This window comes from Pandoraea anhela (assembly GCF_902459655.1).
Classification (GTDB): domain Bacteria; phylum Pseudomonadota; class Gammaproteobacteria; order Burkholderiales; family Burkholderiaceae; genus Pandoraea; species Pandoraea anhela.
The window spans coordinates 105,668-126,100 of record NZ_CABPSB010000011.1; the positions used below are offsets into that span (position 1 = coordinate 105,668).

The 20,433-nt window shown below is 63.4% G+C and carries 17 protein-coding genes; 3 read left to right on the plus strand and 14 right to left on the minus strand.

Going from position 1 to position 20,433, the window contains the following annotated elements; translation table 11 throughout:
- Positions 1 to 209 precede the first annotated feature (209 nt).
- The 9 genes from PAN31108_RS15925 to PAN31108_RS15965 form a co-directional block, all read right to left on the minus strand.
- The gene (locus tag PAN31108_RS15925) at positions 210 to 1,889 is read right to left on the minus strand and encodes an amidohydrolase (protein WP_174995013.1); all 1,680 of its coding nucleotides are present in this window, start codon (positions 1,887 to 1,889) and stop codon (positions 210 to 212) included.
- Positions 1,886 to 2,851, minus strand: a complete 966-nt coding sequence (locus PAN31108_RS15930; protein WP_246183992.1) for an ABC transporter permease — start codon at positions 2,849 to 2,851, stop codon at positions 1,886 to 1,888. Before PAN31108_RS15930 ends, PAN31108_RS15925 begins: the two co-directional genes overlap by 4 nt.
- Positions 2,848 to 3,648: an ABC transporter ATP-binding protein gene (locus PAN31108_RS15935; RefSeq protein ID WP_246183993.1), complete on the minus strand. Its 801-nt coding sequence runs from the start codon at positions 3,646 to 3,648 to the stop codon at positions 2,848 to 2,850. Before PAN31108_RS15935 ends, PAN31108_RS15930 begins: the two co-directional genes overlap by 4 nt.
- A complete protein-coding gene (locus PAN31108_RS26835) occupies positions 3,645 to 4,631 on the minus strand; it encodes an ABC transporter substrate-binding protein (protein WP_246183994.1) in 987 nt (328 codons plus the stop codon). The genes PAN31108_RS15935 and PAN31108_RS26835 overlap by 4 nt, the downstream gene beginning before the upstream one ends.
- A 140-nt stretch (positions 4,632 to 4,771) precedes the next feature.
- A complete protein-coding gene (locus tag PAN31108_RS15945; RefSeq protein ID WP_150669791.1) occupies positions 4,772 to 5,971 on the minus strand; it encodes an acyl-CoA dehydrogenase family protein in 1,200 nt (399 codons plus the stop codon).
- A gap of 146 nt (positions 5,972 to 6,117) precedes the next feature.
- On the minus strand, positions 6,118 to 7,371 hold the full coding sequence (locus tag PAN31108_RS15950; protein ID WP_150669792.1) for an aminotransferase class V-fold PLP-dependent enzyme: 1,254 nt from the start codon (positions 7,369 to 7,371) through the stop codon (positions 6,118 to 6,120).
- A gap of 4 nt (positions 7,372 to 7,375) precedes the next feature.
- A complete protein-coding gene (locus PAN31108_RS15955) occupies positions 7,376 to 7,831 on the minus strand; it encodes a RidA family protein (protein WP_150669793.1) in 456 nt (151 codons plus the stop codon).
- A complete protein-coding gene (locus PAN31108_RS15960; protein WP_150669794.1) occupies positions 7,828 to 8,772 on the minus strand; it encodes a dihydrodipicolinate synthase family protein in 945 nt (314 codons plus the stop codon). Before PAN31108_RS15960 ends, PAN31108_RS15955 begins: the two co-directional genes overlap by 4 nt.
- A gap of 168 nt (positions 8,773 to 8,940) precedes the next feature.
- A complete protein-coding gene (locus PAN31108_RS15965) occupies positions 8,941 to 9,906 on the minus strand; it encodes a LysR family transcriptional regulator (RefSeq protein WP_150669795.1) in 966 nt (321 codons plus the stop codon).
- A 298-nt stretch (positions 9,907 to 10,204) separates the two neighbouring features.
- Between PAN31108_RS15965 and PAN31108_RS15970 the strand changes: the two genes are divergently transcribed.
- Positions 10,205 to 11,533, plus strand: coding sequence for a cation:dicarboxylate symporter family transporter (locus tag PAN31108_RS15970; RefSeq protein ID WP_150669796.1), 1,329 nt, complete (start codon positions 10,205 to 10,207; stop codon positions 11,531 to 11,533).
- An 18-nt stretch (positions 11,534 to 11,551) separates the two neighbouring features.
- On the opposite strand, the gene PAN31108_RS15975 is transcribed toward PAN31108_RS15970, so the two are convergent.
- The gene (locus PAN31108_RS15975) at positions 11,552 to 13,018 is read right to left on the minus strand and encodes an MFS transporter (RefSeq protein ID WP_150669797.1); all 1,467 of its coding nucleotides are present in this window, start codon (positions 13,016 to 13,018) and stop codon (positions 11,552 to 11,554) included.
- A gap of 398 nt (positions 13,019 to 13,416) precedes the next feature.
- On the opposite strand from PAN31108_RS15975, the gene PAN31108_RS15980 reads away from it, so the two are divergent.
- Positions 13,417 to 14,325, plus strand: a complete 909-nt coding sequence (locus PAN31108_RS15980; RefSeq protein ID WP_150669798.1) for a LysR family transcriptional regulator — start codon at positions 13,417 to 13,419, stop codon at positions 14,323 to 14,325.
- A gap of 98 nt (positions 14,326 to 14,423) precedes the next feature.
- Here the strand turns inward: PAN31108_RS15980 and PAN31108_RS15985 are convergent, their stop codons facing one another.
- The 4 genes from PAN31108_RS15985 to ertD all read right to left on the minus strand — a co-directional run bounded on the left by PAN31108_RS15985 (position 14,424) and on the right by ertD (position 19,350).
- The gene (locus tag PAN31108_RS15985; RefSeq protein ID WP_150669799.1) at positions 14,424 to 15,356 is read right to left on the minus strand and encodes a hydroxymethylglutaryl-CoA lyase; all 933 of its coding nucleotides are present in this window, start codon (positions 15,354 to 15,356) and stop codon (positions 14,424 to 14,426) included.
- A 22-nt stretch (positions 15,357 to 15,378) separates the two neighbouring features.
- Positions 15,379 to 16,569 (minus strand): CaiB/BaiF CoA transferase family protein, encoded by a 1,191-nt coding sequence (locus PAN31108_RS15990; protein ID WP_150669800.1) that lies wholly within the window; start codon positions 16,567 to 16,569, stop codon positions 15,379 to 15,381.
- A gap of 98 nt (positions 16,570 to 16,667) precedes the next feature.
- Positions 16,668 to 17,945, minus strand: coding sequence for an N-carbamyl-l-glutamate amidohydrolase ErtE (gene ertE / locus PAN31108_RS15995; protein WP_150669801.1), 1,278 nt, complete (start codon positions 17,943 to 17,945; stop codon positions 16,668 to 16,670).
- Positions 17,946 to 17,952: 7 nt separating this feature from the next.
- On the minus strand, positions 17,953 to 19,350 hold the full coding sequence (gene ertD, locus PAN31108_RS16000) for a hydantoin-5-propionate amidohydrolase (protein ID WP_150669802.1): 1,398 nt from the start codon (positions 19,348 to 19,350) through the stop codon (positions 17,953 to 17,955).
- Positions 19,351 to 19,461: 111 nt separating this feature from the next.
- Between ertD and PAN31108_RS16005 the strand changes: the two genes are divergently transcribed.
- Positions 19,462 to 20,349 (plus strand): LysR family transcriptional regulator, encoded by an 888-nt coding sequence (locus PAN31108_RS16005; protein ID WP_150669803.1) that lies wholly within the window; start codon positions 19,462 to 19,464, stop codon positions 20,347 to 20,349.
- Positions 20,350 to 20,433 lie beyond the last annotated feature (84 nt).

The following is a 20,433-nucleotide window of genomic DNA, read 5'->3' on the forward strand; positions in this document are numbered from 1 at the left end:
GTCAGTATAAAAACGCTGTCGCGGAGCAATCCAATAACCGATTCTTGAATCGATATGTGCGAAAGTCGTTCGCTTCTCATAGGGCGACCGGTGCTTTCAAAAGCCGATTTGCTTCGTTGACGCGGTTGGGGGTACCCGCTGATTTGCGCCCGGGCAGACGTGTGGGCGTCGAACGTCATCACGGACAGACGCCCGGCGCATCACATCGCTCAGTATGTGGCCGAGCGATGCACTTCGCGACCGCCTACCAGCGTCAGACTCGCTTGCAGTGTCAGCAGATCGGCGTCGGGAACCTCGAGCGGATTCGCGCTCAACACCGCCAGGTCCGCCCATTTGCCGGGCGCGAGCGTGCCCTTGTATGCCTCTTCGAAGCTCAGGAAGGCACCGTTGCGCGTGACCGTTTCGATGGCCTGAAGGCGCGTGAGCCGCTGATCCGGGCCGATGACTTTCCCGGTGGTGCGCTCGGCACGCACCACACTCGCCCAGACGGCGCTGAACGGGCTGACGGGAATGTTGTCGCTTCCCGACGCGACATCGATGCCGGCTTCCATCAACGTGCGCTGCGCGACGAACCGGTTGCCGTCGTGGGGTTCTTCGAGGCGAGACGCGCCGTTTTTCCAGAGCATGTAGAACGGGATCGTCGTGACACGCAGGCCGAGGCGCCGGATGCGCGGCAGGTCGTTCGGGTCGAGCCGCCCCAGATGCTCCACCACCCAGCGGCGGCCGGCAATCGGGAACCGTCGGTCGATGGCTTCGAAGACATCCAGCACTTCGCTCAGGCGATCGATCACCACGCTATGCACGCGCAGATCGAACTCGGCTGCCAGCCACGCGTAATCGCGAAAATCCTCGATACGATTGGCCCACTCGACGAAGCCCGACCATCCGGTGTTGGGCAGTGCTTTGCGCACCGCGCGGGCGGTCGCGTTGGCGCCGCCGAGGCCGATGAATACCCCGGAGACGGCGAACCACGGATCACCGAGTCCGCTGCCTCGCGCAAACGACAGCCAGTCGCGCATGGCCAGGCGTGCCTCCACCGCGTTGTTCCATGTCGGACTGACGCAAAGACGGGTACGCATCGTCAGCTCGCCGGCCTCCCACAGCGCACGATAGACCGCGATGGTCTCGGGCGCGGAGCCATGGCCTTCATAGACGCTTGTCGTGCCGAACTGGTGATATCGCGGCAAGGAGCGGCGCAACCCTTCGATCCGGTCGTGATAGTCGAAGGGCGGAACTTGCGTGAGTACGGCGAACTCGATGAGCGGACGCTTGTTGGTCTCCACGATGACGCCCGTCGGCTGGCCATCGGCGCCGAGCTCGATGTCGATGCCCTCACAGTCAGGGCAAGTGCCGGCGTGGATGCCGTTGCGCGTGAGCGCGAGCGAGTTGAGCGCACTGTGGCCGGGCGGGACGCCCCAGTTGCCGAAGAGTCCGGGAATATAGACCGGATGATCCGGCGCGACGGCATCCAGTTCGTGACGATCCGGCATGCGCTTTTCCGCCAGTGTCAGCGGGCCATCGAAATAGAACGGCGGCTGGCCGACCGGCATGGTGACAATCCATTCGCCCTTGGGCGTGCGCTCGACTTCCCGTCGAATGACGTCGAGCACGTCCGAGATCTGCCGCGCGTGCGCAAGCGACGGGCGCAGCGTCTTCAGGCCCTCCCGCTCCATGTGCGCATGCGCGTCGACGACGCCCGGGATGACCGAGCGCCCCGCAAGGTCGACCACCTTCGTGTTCGACGATTGCGATTGGGAGAGTACCTCGGCGTCGCGGCCGACGGCCAAAATGCGCTCGCCCGCGATGGCGATCGCCTGCGCAGGCGCCGCGCCGGGCTCCATCGTGAGAATGTGCCCGCCGTGCAGAATCAGATCGGCTTTGACGCTCATCGCTTCGCCTCCGCGCCGTACCACGGAAACACGCGGTGCAACAGCCACGCAAAGAGCTGGTCGGCGACGAAGCCGAGCGCACCGAGATAGATGAGGCCGACGAACATGATGTCGACGCGAAAGACCAGATGCGCGAACGAAATGAGGTAGCCCAGCCCCTTTTCCGAACCGACCAGCTCGGCGGCCACGAGCACCACGAACGACACCGATGTCGCTTGCCGCAAGCCTGCGAAAACGAAAGGCAGCGCGGCGGGAAGTGCGACTTGAAGCGCGATGGCGGCGCGTCGCGCACCGAGCGATGCCGCCGAGCGCAGATAAGCGGGCGAAATGTCGCGCACACCGAAGAACGTGTTGATCCACACTGGGAAGAAGGCGCCCCAGGCGATCAGCATGACCTTGGACAGATCTCCCAGGCCGAACCATACGATCGCGAGCGGCACGATGGCGATGGAGGGAATGGCGCGCAGGGCATGCAGCACCGGATCACTCAGATGACGCAGCGCAGTGAAGTGTCCGGTCAGCACGCCGGCGATGACGCCCAGCGTCGAGCCGAGCAGAAAACCCGCGAGTGCGCGCTGAAGACTGGCGCCCACATGCGGCCATATCTCGCCGGTTCCCCACGTCATCTCGGCAAACACGCCAGCCACCCGCGATGGCGGCGGGAACATGTTCAGATTGATCCCCGGAATGAGGCGGGGAACGATTTCCCACACCGCCAGAAACAGCAGACATCCCAGCACGCCCAGCAGCCACTGCTTGCCGAGCGCACTCCATTGCCGGGTGCGCCGGGCCTGTCGTACGGCATCTTCGATGGCCTGGCGACGCGCGATGTCCTGTCGGTCGGACGCGCGAGAGGGCAGCGCCGTCGTACTCCCGGACGGCGAGCGGGACGACGGCGGATTGGCCGGCGCGTCGGGGCTGTCGGATAAGAGGCGCAGGCCTCCTTGCGGACTCGTACTCACGCCACACGCTCCGTGGTATTTAGCGTTTCGAAAACTTTGCTGATGCGCTCGTAGATCTGGCCGAAGGCGGGATCGCCGCGTTCGCGCGGGTAGGGCAGGGGCACATCCACGATGTCGTGGATGCGTCCCGGATGCGGGCTCATGACGACGACGCGCTGCGCGAGGAACACGGCTTCCTCGATGTTGTGCGTGATAAAGAAGATCGAGAGCTTGAGTTCGCGCCATACGCGCAGTAACTCGTCCTGAAGCAGCGATCGAGTGAGCGCATCGATGGCCGCGAACGGTTCATCCATGAGCAGAACCTGGGGCCGGGTCGCCAGCGCACGCGCGACGGCCACGCGCTGACGCATGCCGCCCGACAGCTCGAACGGATACCGGTCGCCCGCGTGCGCGAGGCCGACAAGCGCAAGCAAGTCGTCGGCTCGCCTGCGTCGCTCCGCGCGCGGGACCCCTTGCTGTTTCAGTCCGAACTCCACGTTTCGTCGCGTGGAGAGCCACGGGAACAGCGCGTATTCCTGAAAGATGACGCCACGCTCGGGCCCCGGCCCCTGCACCGGCGTGCCGTGCACCGACACCGTGCCGAGCGTCGGCTTGAGAAACCCGGCGATCAAATTAAGCAGCGTGGTCTTGCCGCATCCGCTGGGCCCGATCGCGCACACGAATTCGTGATCGCCGATCTCCAGATCGACGTCGGTAAGGGCCCAGTTCAGGTCGCCGGAGCGTGTGGTGTAGAGCTGCGACACGCCCTGTATCGAGACGGCGGGCGACGAGTGGACGATATGGGGCAGGGCGTTCACGAGAGGGTGACCCGATGCGGGGCGACCGCCTTGAGGGCGTCGGTGTAGACAAGCTTGCGGTACAGCGAGCGCAAGTCTTCCTTGGGACGTTGGGCCAGCCCTGCGTTGATCGCCCATTCGCCGTTGAGCACGAGATCGTCGAGCAGACGGTTGTCGAGGCGCACGCCGACTTGCATCGTGCCGAAGCCCGCCTGCGTTGCCGCCAGCGATGCCTTCGTACGTTCGGCCACGAGCGCGGCGGCGTCCTGTGGATGCTCGAGATAGAACTGCTCGGCGGTGAGCAGCGCGCGCACGGCGCCTTCCACGAGTTTCGGCTGTTGCCGCACGACCGCTTCGGGCGCTGTCAACACGTAATGGCTGACAAAGACCTTCTCGAGACCGGTGTCCGGCAGCAGGCGGACCAGTCCCGGGTAGTCCGCGACGGCTCTTTGCCCGGAATCGAACCCCCAGGCGAATGCATCCACGCCGTTTTTCCCGATGGCGGAGACGACATCGCCACCGCCCACGTTGACCAGCGTCACGTCTTTCAGGCTCAAGCCCCAGAGCGAGAGGTAGCGCGAGAGAAAATAATGGCCACTGGTTCCCAGCGGGGTGGCGATGCGCTTGCCTTTGAGTTGCGCCGGGGTATCGATGCCGCGGTCGGTGCGGGCGGCAACGACCATGCCGCTCGACAAGCGTGTGAATTCCGCCACGATCACCGTATTGACACCGTTCGCCCCTGCCAGCCCGATCACGCTGTCGGTGGTGGTGGCGAATTGGGCTTTTCCGGCCTGAACCGCGTCGAACGCCAGCCGCCCGGAGGTGAAGGCGAGCGTCGTGGCCTCGATACCTTGCGCGCGCCAATAGTCTTTGCTCGACACCAGATACGGAACTGCCCAGCTGAAGCCCTGACTTTCGGCGACCACGATTTTCTGCGCCGCGCGGGCATCCGGTATCCGATGGACACCGATACCCAGCATGCTCAGCGCGCTCAACGTTTTCACAAACCCCCGACGATCCATACCGCACCCCTCATTCATGTTCAGATTGCATTGACGTATGACTGGCCACCTATCGCGATCCTCGCGGGACCGCCTTCAACTATGGTTCACTACGGTTCACTATCGTTCGGTAACGGGCACGCCTAGGCGTACGGATCGGGTAGCGCGTCCGTCAGCATCCACTGGCCAAGGGCTTTCTGCCGATAGTCCAGCGGATCGTGCAGCGTGTGCACGCGCACGTTGCGCCAGTACCGGTCGAACCCGTCGCGGCGCGTGGTCGCGCTCGCGCCCATCAGCTCGAAAATGTCGGACGTGATGCGCAACGCGGTGCGCCCGGCATGAAGTCTTGCCGCCGCGATCTGCAAGGCCAGCTTGCCGCGCGCTTGTGCGCTCAGCTCGAGACCGAGATTCCAGGCGTGTTCAAACGCATGCAGTGCGTCGTCAGCGAGCAGGAGTGAGGCTTTCAGATCGGGCCACATGCCGCCGATTCGCAGTTGAATCAGTCCGTCGTCGCGCGCCTGTTCCACGCCGGCGACCGCCCAGGGGCGGGCGCTTTGCTTCACGTAGCCGATGGCGTCCCGGAGCGCGCCCAGCGCGTTGCCGAGATAGATCTCGGTGAGAATCAGTTGACCGATGAGGTTGCGCAGCGTGGCGCGCGGGCTGCTTGCCACGCCGGGCGGGCCGAGCGATTCCGTGGCGTCTACGGCCACACGCGCGAACGAGATCGTGCCGCTGTCGGTCTGGCGTTGTCCGACGTTATCCCAGTCGTCATTGACGGTGACGCCATGCCGGGAGGCCGGAATCGCGAGGAAGCGCCGGTCGGCGGGCTCGCTACCCAATGTCACGGAGATCATGAGCATGTCGGCGCCTCGCGAACCAGAGCAGAAACTCTTGACACCGTTGAGTTCGAAACCCGTCGGCGTTCGCGTGACGCTCAGCCGCGTGTCGCGGGCATTGACGGCGTTGCCCCAGAACCACCGCCGGCTCACGGTGTTTTCCAGGTAGTACGATTGCTGTTCCGGCGAAGCGAACAGGCGTACGGAGGCCACCTGAAGATGCTGAAAGCCGAAGAGATGAGCAAGCGAACTGTCCTCTACGGCGAGGCGGCGAACGATTTGCAGAATGGTCGTCCACGCGGCGCCGAGTCCACCGAACTCATGGGGAATCGCCAAGGACAGCAAGCCGCTCTCGCGAAGCCGTTCGCGCTCGTGCCATGCCGTACCGCCTTCCCGGTCGCGTTGCGCCGCCGTTGCGCGCAGTACTTCGGCGACGCGTATCACCGCTGCCGCATGTTCCCCGAAATGGTGCGATGGCAACCATTCCTGCATAAAAAGCTCGTCCATACGCCGACTACCCGCTGTTTCGTCTTCCGAGAGTGCTGCCAGACGGAGCAGGCATCCGGGCGACTATAGGGATGGACGACCACGAATCCAACCAATATTGGCGAATATGCTTAGCAAGCCTTTCGCGGGATGGATATGTCGAGCGGTCACGTCGCAGCCAGCGGCGAGGTGACGATGCGTTCGAGTGCATCGACCGCGACGTCGATCTCACGGGGCTCTGTCACGATATGGGCGCTGAGGCGAAGCACGTCGCCGAGCCGGTCGCCGTGCGGGCTCAATGGCGAATAGCGGCGTCCTATCGATGCGACGTTGATGCCCTGCGTCCACAGACGATGCGCGATATCGCGGCAAAGGCGGTTGTCGAACACCACGCCGAGAAGGCCGGTGTCGGGGCGATCGATCCACGAGACGCCCGCAATGCGCTGGAGCCTTTCGTGGAGTTTCGCGCTCAAGGCGCAGGTATGGGCGTGGATGGTGTCGATACCCGTGCGCTGTGCGACGCGCACGGCCGCGAGTGCCCCGAGGCGTAAGCCGGGGTTGTGCTCATACAGTTGAAACCGCCGCGCGCCGGCGTCGAGTTTCAGCGCCATGCCGTGGTCGTTCAGGCCCCGGTGGGCCGTTGGCTCGGCGCAACTGCCGAAAACGTCGATCAAGGCCGGCGTCTCGAATTGTGCGAGTGCCCGCATCGAGAGGCACAGTACGGCAATGCCACGCGGGCCGCGCAGCCACTTGCGCATCGGAAACACCAAAACGTCGGCGCCCAGCGCGTTCGCATCGACATGCACTTGTCCCACAGCCTGACTCGCATCCACGAATAGCCAGCCGCCCGCGTCGCGCACGGCCGTGGCCACGCCGGACAACGCATTCAGCGCTCCCGATGCGCAGCCGATCAGCGGCAGCGATACCACCGGAACGGCGTCGCGCTCGCGTCTATCGAGCGCTTCGCGCACAACGCAGCGCCAGGTCTCGCCGGGGGCGCGACGAAGAACCGTCAGGCTTGCGCGTGGGGTGGCGAGCACGCTGCACAGATTTCCTCCCCACTCGTGCTCGCCGACAAACACCTGCAGGCGCCGGGCGGGGTGCAGGGCGCTGAGGGCCAGCGCCCAGCCGCGGGAGGCGGATTCCGTCAGCGCTATCTGCTCGGGGTGCGCACCCAGCAATGCGCCCAGCGCCGCGGGCAACTCGTCGAGCTCGTTCGACAATTGCTCGACTGCGCGATGGGGGCCGTATCGCGCTTCCGCATCGAGGTATCGGCGCTGCGCATCGAACACGCTCTGATCGGCCAGACTCGCCGACGCGTGATTGAGATGAATCGCCGCCGCCGACCCCGGCGCGGTCTGGCGGCGCTCGAACGGCTTCGCTGATCCGGCGCATATTTCGTTATCGTGTGGAGCGCGCATGGGATTACCGCTTGATGGAGACGATCATGTCGAGTTCGACGGGCGCCCGGCGTGGCAGCGACGCCACGCCGATCGACGTGCGGCTGTGTCGTCCTCGATCCCCCAGCCGATCGACGAGGACTGCCGACGCCGCGTCGATCACGTCGGCGTGCGCATCAAAATCGCTGGTACACGCGACGTATCCCGAAACGCGACAGATCTGCGCCACGTTGTCCAGTCCGCCCAGGGCGCGCTCGATGGCCGCCAGGCAGTTCAGCGCGCAGAGCCGGGCAGCACTTTTTGCCGCTTCCGGCGTGACATCGTCACCCACTCTGCCACGTACGGCGAGTGTGCCGTCTTTGCGTGGAAGTTGCCCGGAGACAAAAGCGAAGTCGCCCTGAACGATCACCGACGCATAGCAGCCCGTCGGCGTGTGGGGAGGCGGCAGTGAGGCAGACGAAAGCTGAAGTGGATCGGTCATATCGCCTCCCGAAGGGCTTCGCGCAGGACTGGGGGCTGGAAATCGAGCGAGATCAGCGCCGACACGAGCTGCTCACGTTGGGCTTGCGACAGCGCCATCAGGGGCGGGCGAACGCGCAGCAGATTGTCGTCCTGGAACGCCCATGCCAGCGCGGCTTTGAGCGCCGGAATCATCGGGTGCTTTGCGAACGCTGCCCGAATGGCGTCGGCACGGGCCTGCATTTGCCCGGCCTCCGGGGAGCCCAGGCTTCGATAGAGCGCAACCAGTCCCTTGGGATTGACGTTGGCTGTAGCGCTGATGCAGCCTGCCGCCCCCGCTTCCATGAACTTCACGAGGTCGGACTCATTGCCGGGGAATACGGCGAAATCCTCCGACGCGAAGCTTGCCAGCAAGTCACGCGTTTGGGACGGGTCGCCGCCGGTGTCCTTGATTCCCCGAATGACGCCGGGGTACTGCCCGATCAGGCGAGCGATGAGCTCGTGCGAGAACCCGATGTTTGCAACGCCGGGGATGTGATACAGATACACGGCAGGTTGCCCGCGCTTCACGCCGGCCAGCACTTCTGCGTAGAACGCGAAGAGTCCGTCGTCGCTCACCGTCTTGTAGTAGAAGGGCGGCAGCATGAGCACGCCCGCGCAACCCAGCGCCGTTGCAACGTTCGTCAGCGTGACGGCGTCGCTAAGCGAGCATGCGCCGGTGCCGGCAAGCACACGGGACATGGGAATGCCGGCATCGGCCATGGCATGGAGAAGGCCGATGCGCTCCTGTACGGAAAGCGAGTTCCCTTCGGAATTCGTGCCGAACACCGCGAGACCGACATCGTTCTCGAGCAGCCAGCGGCACTGTCTGAGAAAACGGGGCGTGTCCGGTACCAATGTCTCGGTAAACGGGGTGATCACCGGGCAGAGTACGCCGGCAAGGGGACGATGGGCAGCGCTCATACTTCACCTGAATCCGTGTTGACGAGTGCTCAGTATGCGAGTGCGGGGGGACTTGCGGGTTGCGGGAATGCCGGCTGTCGATGAGCAATTCGCAACATCGTCGGCGGGATCTTGCGCGGGCGCGAGCCGCCTCGACCGTGCGTCAGGCGGCGCGGGCGGCGGAGAAAGTCAGGCGGCGGAGACAGTCGGGCGGGGCGCGACGGATTGCGCGGCGTTCGTGCGCAAAAGATACTCCCACAAGCGTTCTGCGCTGTCGCTCAGCGCTCCGGTGCGTCTCGCGATGGTGACGTCCATCGAAATATCGAGCTGTCTCGAACTTGCCGCGACCAGCCGACCGGCTTGCAGATCGGCCTCCACCATTCTTTTCGGCAGCCAGGCAACGCCGAGTCCCGCGAGCGCCATCGACCTCACACCGTCGGCCACGGAGTTCTCATGGCGACGCCTGAACATCGGCAGTCCTGTCGTGTTGACGAGATTGGCGTCCAGTGCCCAGGACAGTGAACAAGCCTCGTCGTATCCGAGCAGCGACACCGATGTCGTGGTGCCGACATCCAGGCTGTGCAACGGCATGCCACGGGCGTCCGGTGCGCTCACCGGAGTGAGACGCTCCGTGCCGAGGGTGAGCATCGTGTACGCGGTGCGGTCGAGCGATGCCTGCACTTTACCGAGCACGCCGCGCGCTTCGTCGCAGAGAAACACGAGGAAGTCGTCTTCGCCGGCGTCCAGCCCGGCGATGCAGGCGCCCAGATGGTCCGAGGTGACTGAAAATCGGGTGTTCTGAAACGGCTCGCTGAGCAGCGGAAACCAGGAAGTGAAGAAGAGCCCCGACATGATGTGCGGCGCGGTGAAGCGAATCTGCTCGCGTCTGCCGGCGACTTCCGCATGGACCGCTTTGCGTACGCTCTCGAGCGCGGTGACGGCATCGGCCGAAATGGGCAACAAGCGCTGTCCGACCTCCGTCAGCTCGATGCCGTTTGCCGATCTGACCAACACCGGCGCACCCAGCCAGATTTCCAGCGCCTGAATACGTCGGCTCAGCCCGGACGTAGAGACATGGCATTGCTCGGCGGCACGGCCGAAATGCTTGAGTCTTGCGAGGACGAGAAAGTCCTTCAGGCACTGAATGTCCAACACGATTTTGCTCCGTATCCTGCTCCGTATCGGGACCCCGATTCGTCTTCACGGACGACGCCCATTCTACTGCGTTATCCCGCCCGAGATCGGCGCGCGGGCGGACTGGCCAATGACAGTTTGGCAACGCCGGATTTTTTTCTCGCAACGCTTGCCGTACGGGCAATCGGAATAATTGCCTCGCAGGTTGCGGAACGCGATGCGCATCGAAATGCCGCGTCGCCTTGTGCCGCAGGCTGCCACGAGAAAAGACTTTGTCCGAACACTTGCAGCATGCGCTGCCGCCTTTCCGGGAGACACGATGAAAACCTTATCTCAACCGCAGGACAGCCGCGAGGGGCGGCGCAGCCTCAGGATCGGGCTGGCGTGGCAAATCGTGATCGGTCTGTTCGTCGGCGTTGTCGTCGGACTTGGACTCAATCACGCCCCCGAGGTCAGGGACGCCGCGATTGCCGGCTTTTTGCAGCCCGCCGGCGACATTTTCGTCAAACTGGTGAAGATGGTCGTGGTACCCATCGTATTTACCAGCATGGCGATCGGGGTGGCCGGCGTGGGCGACGGTAAATCGCTCGGTCGCATCGGCCTGAAGACCCTGGTGTATTTCGAGCTGATCACGACCCTCGCGATCGTCATCGGCCTGCTCGTCGGCAATCTGACGCAGCCCGGGGTGGGCATGGACATGGCAAGTCTGGGCCATGCCGATATGTCCGCGGTGGCGAACACCAGCAAGAGTCTGCACCAGCAGCATGGATTCATGTCGATCGTCGTGTCCGTTATCCCGGATAACATCTTCGCTTCGATGGCGCGCGGCGATCTGCTGCCGGTCATCGTCTTTTCGATTCTCTTCGGCATCGGTTTGCAATCGTTGCCCGACGGGGTGAGCGCTCCGGTGATCGCGGCGCTCCGGGGCATCGCCGAGGCCATGTTCAAGGTGACGAACCTCGTGATGCGCTACGCGCCGGTCGGTGTTTGTGCGCTGATCGCCGTGACGGTCGCGACATTCGGGTTTTCCTCTCTGCTGCCGCTCGTCAAACTCGTCGTCATCACGTACCTTGCGCTTCTGTTTTTCGGTATTGTCGTGCTGGGCCTGGTCGCGCGGGTTTTCGGGTTCAGTATCTTTCGACTGATGCGGGTGATCCGCGACGAACTCATCATCGCGTTCTCGACGTGCAGTTCGGCGTCGGTGATGCCTCAGATCATGAAGAAGGTCGAGGATCTGGGCGTGCCGAAGCGCGTCACGACGTTCGTGGTCCCGACCGGCTACAGCTTCAATCTCGATGGCGCGTCGATTTATCTCGGCATCGGCACGTTGTTCGTCGCGCAACTGTATGGCATCCATCTGGGGTGGCAGGAGCAGATCTTGCTGACGCTGACGATGGCGATGACTTCCAAGGGCGCGGCGGGCGTGCCGGGATTCATGCTCGTCATTCTGCTCGTGACGCTCTCGAGCGCCGGATTGCCGATCGAGGGCCTGGCGTTCATTGCCGGCGTGGACCGGTTGATGGATATGGGGCGCACAACGTTGAACGTGCTGGGTAACGCGCTGGCGCCGCTGATCGTCTCGAAATGGGAAGGGGTCTATCGCGCGCCTGTGTCGGCGGGTGTCAGTGCACAGGCGCGGGACCGATGAACGGTGGGGGGCGGCGCGTTATCGCGGATTGAGTTCGTCCTGACTGCGTCGCATGGTCGTCGGGCCGAGCCACCTCACGGTAATCGCGACAATGCAAAGCGCCAGCGAGATGACGCCGAACATGACGCCCGCACCGTAATTGACCAGCACGGGGATGAGGAGGAACGGCAGCGCGCCGCTGACGATTCTCGATAGCGCGTAGGTGCTGCCCACGGCCGTCGATTTGATCTCCGAGGGGAATATCTCGGCCTGATAGACGTGATAGGCGTTGCTGAACACATTGGACGCACAGGTGGTCGCAACGCCGAACAGGACGATCAGAAAGTTGGTCGGCGCATAGGCGAAGCACAAGCCGAACACGGCGATCGACATTACCGCAAAGATCACCAGACTGCGCCGCTCGAAGTGCTTGAGTAGCGGGATCGAGAGCAGCGAGCCGAGCGGGTAGCCGAGAAAGGACAATGCCATGAACAGCGTGCCATCCGTGACGGTATAGCCGCGACTCTTGAGCACGACGTTCGCGAGCGTGCCGAACCCGTAGTAGCCGAACGCCTGAAACAGATGGAACACGACGAGCATGCCGTAGCGCGAGCGGTAGGGCGCTCGTCGCAGCAAAGCGATGCGTTCGCCGAAACCCAGCGCTTTCACGCCGGCGCTGCTGTCAGCCACATGTTCGGGCAAGCCGACTTGCGAGCCGGCAGCGAAGCGGCGAAGTTCCCGCAAGGCTTCACTCGTGCGTCCGCGCGACGCCAGCCAGCGCGGACTCTCCGGCAGCTTGTGTTTCGTGAGCAGCACGATCACCGCGCCAAGGCTACCGATGGCGAGCATCACGCGCCAACCGTCGACGCCTTCGACCCTGGCGCCGTTCAGATAGAACGCCAGGAAGCCGACGAACGGGACGGCAAGGTATGAGCCTGTGTATGCCCAGGCGGCGAGCCGGCCGCGACGATCTTTCGGCAGGATCTCCGACAGATAACTGTCGGCAATCGGATATACGGCGCCGACGCCGATGCCGGTCAGGAAGCGGCTTAGCACGAGCATTGTCGCGTTCGTGGAAAATGCCCCGAGCAACGAAAACGCGCTGTACCACGTCAGATTGAAAATGAGCGCGTTGCGTCGGCCGATCTTGTCCGACAAACTCCCGAATACCGACGCGCCGAAGAACATGCCGACGAACGCCGACGCCAGAAGCAGTTTGAAATCGAGCGTATCCCGGCTGATACCGAAGGTTTGCTGGAGAGCCACGCCAATCGAGCTGACGAGAAAAATCTCGTACATGTCGAAAAAGAGCGTGACGCCGATAATGCCGATGGCGAACCAGTGCGCTTTGCCGACCGGGAGCGCATCGAGAAGCTGTCCGATGGTCGGTGCGGTTCCGGTCGGCGCAGCCGCTGAAGGTGAGGGGGCCTCCCGGGAAAGGCCGAAAGCGCTGCTTGCGGCGGCATTGGCAGCGAGCGCTTGCGCGCCGGTGCGGATTGTCTCCATGATGTCTCCACTGCATTCGAGTTGTTGTAGACGCTTCGGGGCGCCGGCCGGGGGTACGGCTGTCGTATCCGGCGAGTGCTTCACGATGGCTGCGCGCAAACGTCTGTCATCCCCTCGGCTGCGTTACCACCTGGGAGGCGCGCGACGTTTGCAATGCGGCTAGCCTGGATGTTGTCCGACTTGTGAAATGCGGGAAATTGATCGATGCTCAACCGTCGTTTCCGATGTGGAAAGCCTGTGATCCTTGTCTCAGGGTAAAGTCGGGGGCGGCAGTGCGCGGTGGCCGGTGCGGCGCGCTCGCCGGTGCTGCCTGCCGCTTGCGGCCGAGATGGATGGAAAATGGAAAGCGGATCGACATTGGCGTCGAATCGGCAAGAAAACAGCAGGAAATCAGCGAAATGGCGAATCCCACTCACTTCGATCTCCGATCGTTGCGCGTTTTCATCAAGGTGGCCGAAACCGGGAGCCTGACGCAGGCCGCAACGCAAAGCCAGCTCACACTCTCTGCGGTCAGCAAGCGTGTCGCGGAACTGGAGGGGACGGCGGGATGTGCGCTGCTGATCCGGGGGGCCAGAGGCGTGACGCTCACGAGCGCCGGACATGCGCTGCATCACCACGCCAGGATGGTGCTCGATGCCGTCAGCCGAATGGCAAGCGACGTCGGGGACTACGCCATCGGCGTGAAAGGACACGTTCGCGTGTGGGCCAACACATCGTCGATCGTCCAGTTTCTGCCGTGCGATCTGAGTCGCTTCCTCGGGGCGAATCCGAGCGTCAAGATATCGCTGGAAGAGCGCTTGAGCCACGAGATCGTGTCGGCAGTGTCGGCCGGACATGCGGATCTGGGCATTTTCGCTGAAGACAATCGTACGTCGTCGCTTGATGTACGCCATTACCGGTCGGATCAACTGGTGTTGCTCGTGCCTGCTGGGCATCCGCTGGCGGGCTTGCCGCGTGTGGCGTTCGCGCAGACGCTGGCGTATGAATACGTCGGCCTGAACGAGGGGAGTTCGTTGCTGGCCCGGATGCGCCAGGAAGCGCTCAGTGCGGAAGGTGTGCTGAAGTTGCGAATTCAGGTGAGCAGCTTCGACGGCATTTGTCGCATGATCGAGTCGGGGCTGGGTGTCGGGATACTCCCGCTCGGCGCCGTGCGTAACGAACTGCGCTCCGCAGGACTGGCGACGGTGGAGCTCACCGACGCCTGGGCGCACCGCAACCTTTGCATCGGCACGTCGATGGCGGCGGCGTGCACGCCGGAGACGCTTCGACTGCTGGACTTTCTGACCGCGCCGCGCGAGGACGGTTGATACGTCGCCCTCGCGCGTGTCTGACTTCGACACCCTTCGATTGCCCTTGGATGGCTCTTGGATGGCTCTTGGATGGCTTTTGAGGCGCCCTGGTCCGGTCAGTCCTGCGTGGCGGCTTGCGTCGCTTTGGTCAGGCGATGTCCGGCCTTCAGAAGGTGGCTCGGCACATCGTGCCCGATCATCTCCGGCAGACGTCGCGAGACGTTCAGCACCGACGCAAGATCGACGCCCGTGTCGATGCCATTGACCTCGAGCATGTGCACGAGGTCCTCGGTGCAGACATTGCCGGTCGCCCCCGGTGCGTACGGGCAACCCCCGATGCCGCCAAGACAGGCGTCAAAGCGTGTCACGCCGGCGTCCAGCGCCACCAGCGTGTTGGCCAACGCTATGCCCCGCGTGTTGTGGAAATGGAACGTCAAATCGATTTCGGACGTCAGCGCAATCGCTCGGGTCGCGATGCGGCCGACCTGTCTGGGGTATGCCATGCCGGTGGTGTCGCACAGTGTGATGCCGTCCACGCCGAGCGCGTGAAACTTCTCGACCCAGGCGAAAACGTCGTCCTCTTCGATGTCGCCTTCCATCGGGCAGCCGAAGACAGTGGATAGGGAAACGTTGATGCGGCTTGTGGTGGATTTCACCGCCGATATCACGTCGCGAAGCTGGACGAACGATTCCTCACGACTCATGCGAAGGTTCGCCCGATTGTGGCTTTCGCTCACCGACATCACCACGTTGATCTCGTCGATCTGACATTCCATGGCGCGCAAGGCCCCGCGCATGTTCGGCACCAGCGCCGTGTAGACGACGTTGGGGTTTCGCTTGATGCGATGCATGACGGCTTCTGCATCTCGCAGCGCCGGGATCGCCCTGGGAGAGGTGAAGGAGGTGACTTCGATCTTCGAGAATCCGCATTCGCTCAAGGCATCGACCATGGCGACCTTGGCATCGGTATCGACGAAGCGGCATTCGTTCTGAAGACCGTCCCGGGGGGAGACCTCCTGAATGTGGACTTGACGGGGGGTATGACTCACGGTTGTCTCCAATGAGGGGGTGTCAGATGATGTTTTTTGACCGGAGGTCTTCGATGTCTTGAGCGCCCAAGCCGAGCGAGGTCAGCACGGATGCCGTGTGTTGGCCCAGCGACGGTGCAAGGCTTCGCACCGCACCGGGCGATTCGGACAGCTTCGGCAGGATGCCCGGCAGCAGCATCGGTGTCCCGTCGGCAAGCGTGCTCTCGAGCAGCATGTCGCGGGCGCGGTAATGCGGGTCGGCGGCGATGTCCGAGACGTCGTATATCTTCCCGGCGGGAATTTTTTCCTGCGCCATCGCCGAGAGCACGTGCGACAGATCTTGCCTGGCCGTCCATGCCGAGATGGCGTCGTCGATGAGGCCGACGGCGGCGACTCGGCCGTCGTTTTGCGCAAGCGCCGGATCGTTGCCGAGATCGTCGCGCCCGATCAACCGCATCAGCCGCTTGAAAATGCTGTCCCCGTTGCCTGAAATGAGTGCGTATTTGCCGTCGGCGCAGCGATAGGCATTGCTCGGGGCGATGCCCGGCAGGCTGCTGCCGGCGGCCTGCCGGATCTCGCCGGATACCGAGTACTCCGGAAGCAGACTTTCCATGACATTGAATACCGACTCGTAAAGCGCAACGTCGACCACTTGCCCCTTGCCGGAGTTTCGGTCCCGATGGTGCAGTGCGAGCAGTACGCCAATGACGCCGTGGAGCGCCGACAGCGTGTCGCCAAGCGATACCCCGACGCGAACCGGGGTGCGCCCCGGCTCCCCCGTCAGATGCCGAATGCCGCCCATCGCCTCGCCGATCATGCCGAAGCCCGGACGATCTTTATAAGGCCCGCTCTGGCCGTATCCCGACACGCGCAACATGATCAGGCCGGGATTGACTTCGCTCAGCGCTTCCCAACCCAGGCCCCAGTTCTCCATCGTTCCCGGGCGGAAGTTCTCGATGAGGATGTCGGCATCTTCGGCCAGACGCAAGACGATCGCCTGCGCTTCGGGCTGGCGCAGATCGAGGGTGACGGATTGTTTGTTGCGCGACTGCGCCGACCACCACACGGACGTTTCGCCATGCATCATCCGCCATTTCCGAAGCGGATCGCCGACCTCGGGCGGCTCGATCTTGATCACTTCCGCGCCGAAGTCCGCAAGCATTTTTCCTGCAAAGGGACCGGCGATGAGCTGTCCCAGCTCAAGTACGCGAATTCCGGTTAGCGGGCCCGACATGACTGCTCCTTTGGGGGCGTTGATGACGTTAAGGACATTGGGGACGTTGTCAAAGTGATGGACGTTAGGACGTTAAGAACGTTATTGCCGTTCGGAAGTTATTGCCGTTCGGCATCGAATCCGGAGCGATCCAGTTCCAGAATGGTTTCATAGAGCACGCGGGTGCCGTCGAGCAACTGTTCGGGCGAAATCCACTCCTCGGGGCAGTGGCTACGCCCGTTCAGGCAAGGAACGAAGATCATGCCGATCGGCCCGGTCGGCGCGACGTACACGGCATCGTGCCCCGCGCCGCTGGGCATGTTCATCGTCTCGTAGCCCAGCCGTTTCGCGGCGGTCTCGATCGCGTTCATGACGACCGGCTGGCAGTCGGTGGGTGTCGAACTGCTGACCGGGGTCATCGTGACCGAGAGACGCAGTTCGACGAGTTGCGATTCGACCTCGCGCAACAGGGCTTCCGGAAAGGCGTCCAGCACGGTGGTGCTGTCGCTGCGCACCTCCAGCATCATCTCTACCTCCCCGGGCACGGCATTGGCGACGTTCGGCGTGGCGGTAATACGCCCGATAGTGGCGACGACGTAATGCGGGTTGCCTGCGATGCGCGTGGCCAGTGCGCTCGCGCCGGTCACGAGATGCGCCGCGCCCACCAGGGCGTCGCGCCGAATGTGCATGGGCGTCGTGCCGGCGTGATCCGGTCGTCCGACTACCCTGAGGAGCACGCGACGAATACCGACGATATTGGTCACGACACCGATCGGGTATTGCCATGTCTCCAGGACGGGGCCTTGCTCGATATGGAGTTCGACGAACGCGGCGGTGGTGCCGGGCCGGCGTAGCGGCGCGTTGAGTTGCGTGGGGTCGCCGCCGATGCGTCGAAGGCCGTCGCGCAACGTCTCGCCCTGCGGATTGCGCAGGGCAAGCATGTCTTGGGAGAGCAAGCCGGAAAATCCCCGGCTCCCGATACACGACACGCCGTAATCGCTCGGCTCTTCGGAGAGGAAGTCGATCAGCTCGAACGGATGGTGTAGGCGAACGTTCTGCTCGTGCAGCGTCTGCGCGACTTCGAGCCCGGCAATCACGCCGAGAATGCCGTCGAAACGTCCACCGGACACGACCGTGTCGCAATGCGAGCCGGTGATGATCGGCGCAAGGGCAGGGGTGGTGCCTTCCCGGCGTCCGATGAGATTGCCTGCGGCGTCCTGCTGTACGCGAAGCCCTGCGGCCGTGAATTCGTCCTGCAGCCAGGCGCGTGCGCGTTCGAATTCAGGGGAGAAGGCACGGCGTGTCCAGGGGAGGTCGCTGCGCGTGAACTCGGCAAGCTTCTCGATTCTGGCGTTGAGGCGATCCGTGTTGATGGCGGGGGCGCTACGATTTTGCATGATGGCGTTACATCCGATCCTGGTTCGACGGGGCGGCGCTTTGCGCCTTCGGCCTAAGGAACTTGCCGTAACCCGGGTTGTGGGTAATGGTCGGCGTCGTGCCGCCTTCGTCGAAAACCTGCGTCCCGCGGCAGAAGGTGGCCATGACGCGCGCCGTCATTTCCATGCCTTCGAACGAACTCCACTGCACGGCGCAGAGGCTGCGCGACGGGTCGAACCGGTACGTCTCGGGTTTGAGCACCACGATGTCGGCGTCGGCGCCCTCACGCAGCGATCCTTTGCGGTCGTCGAGCAGGAAGTGACGCGCCGGATTGCGTGCGAGCAGTTGCGCCACCACCGTCGGCGAAATGCCGCGGGTCTCGCAGCCGGTCCAGAAGGCGGGCAACAACGTTTCAAGCCCCGGGCCACCGGAAGCGTTCTTGAAGACGTTCGGATCGCGTTTGCGCTCCAGCCCCCAGCTGACGTGATCCGACGAGACGAACGTGCAGTTGCCTGCGGCAATGTGCGTCCAGAGCTGGTCGACCTCGGCCTTCGGGCGAATCGGCGGATAGTGTTTTGTCAACGCACCGAATTTCGCCGTGTGTTCTTCGTGGTTGAGCATCAGGTATTGGACGCATGTCTCGATGCTCACGGCGTGTCCTGCGTTGCGGTACGTCTTGAATATCTCGAAGCCGCGCGACGTCGACACATGCACCGCGTGCGCGCGCGCACCGGATTGCGCGCCGATCTCGTAAATCAGGGCGGTCGCCAGGTTTTCGATCAGCGGTGTGTGCGCGCGGTGAAACGCGTCCCAACCGACGTCGTTCGCCGCCATCAGCCGCTGCACGTTTTTTCGCGTGAGTTCCTGCATCTGGTTGTGGACCCCGCACGCCAGGCCAGCCGGGGCGATGCGGGTGAAGGCCGCGAGAAGATCGTCTTCTTCGATGCGGGGGAAGCGCCCCGGCGCGGCTTCGAACGTGGAAAACTTGAACGCGCAAACGCCGCCTTCGATGAGGCCGGCAATGGCGTCGAGCCCATGCTCTGCGTCGATCGTGCCGTAAAGCGCCACGTCGACATGGCAGTCACGTTCCGTTTCCGCGATCTTCTCGTCAAGACGGGCGCGGTGCGATACCGGACCGCTCGCGTCATACGGCATATCCACCATGACGGTAATGCCGCCGGCGGCGGCTGCGCGTGAGGCATGACCGAGGCCTTCCTGATCCGCCTGACTGCCGGCATGCACCTGGCCGTCGACGATGCCTGGCAGGACCCAGCAACCGCGCGCGTCCACCGATTCGCCGGCCGACGGGGGCGTGCCATGGCCTCGGGCGACGATCCTGCCGTCTCGAATGCCGAGCCATCCGTCGTGTTGAACGCGATCGGCATCGACGAGGTTTCCGCGCACGATTTTTTCGAAATCGCTCATGTCACGTTGCCCTTTGATAGTGGAGTGAACACGAGAATGGTACGCAAGGAGAACTTGAGGTCGCATATACTTAATCTTCGTGCATCCATAACGCGAAGTTAATAGACCGCCATGCGACTCAATTTGCGACAGATCGAAGTCTTCCGGGCCATCATGATCACCGGTTCGATCAGCGGGGCCGCGAAGTATCTGCACGTGTCGCAACCCGGTATCTCCAGATTGATCGCCTACACCGAGAATCGCCTGGGCCTGAAGTTGTTCGATCGGGTCAAGGGACGCCTCTATGCCACGCCCGAGGCGCGCAGCTTGTTCGCGGAGCTGGAAAGCGTGTTCGAAGGGCTTCAGCGCGTGAACGACTTTGCGCAGGATCTGGTGGAAAACAAGACCGGCGTGTTGCGTATCGTATGCAGCCCGAGCCTTGGCTTGTCGCTGATTCCCCGCGCGGCGGCGCTTTTCTACCAGCGGCATCCGGATGCGCGCCTCATCGTCAAGACGATGCTGCCGGACACCATGGTCCACTCGCTGCTCACGCAACAAGTCGAGGTCGGCATCGTGTTCTTGCAGGAGTCGCATCCGAACTTGCAGTCGCAGCTGCTCTACGACAACAAGATGGTCGTGGTCATGCCGCCCGATCATCCGCTCAGCGAGCGCGGTACGCTGACGGTCGCCGATCTCTGCGGCTATCCGTTTATCGGCTACAGCAGCGACATTCCGATGGGGCGCGCCATTCGGGAGTTGTTCAGCGAGACGGAGGTCATGCCCCGGATGAAAGCCGAAGTGCAGCAAGTGCACATGGCATGCGCGATGGTTCATGCGGGCTTGGGACTCGCGCTGGTCGACGAATTGACGATGAGCGACCCGATCTGGTCGAGTTCGCTGGCGGTTCGCCCGCTGATCCCGACGGTCACGCTCCCGGTCAGCGCCCTGCATCTCGCGCACTCGCCGCTTTCCCGTCTGGCGCAGGAATTCGTGGGCCTTCTGGCGTCTCTCGCCCCGTAATCTCTCGTGAATCGGTCGGTGATCCTGACCGAGTTTTCCGCCTGTCCACTGCCGCGCGCAATGCAAAGCACATAACCGCGTGTT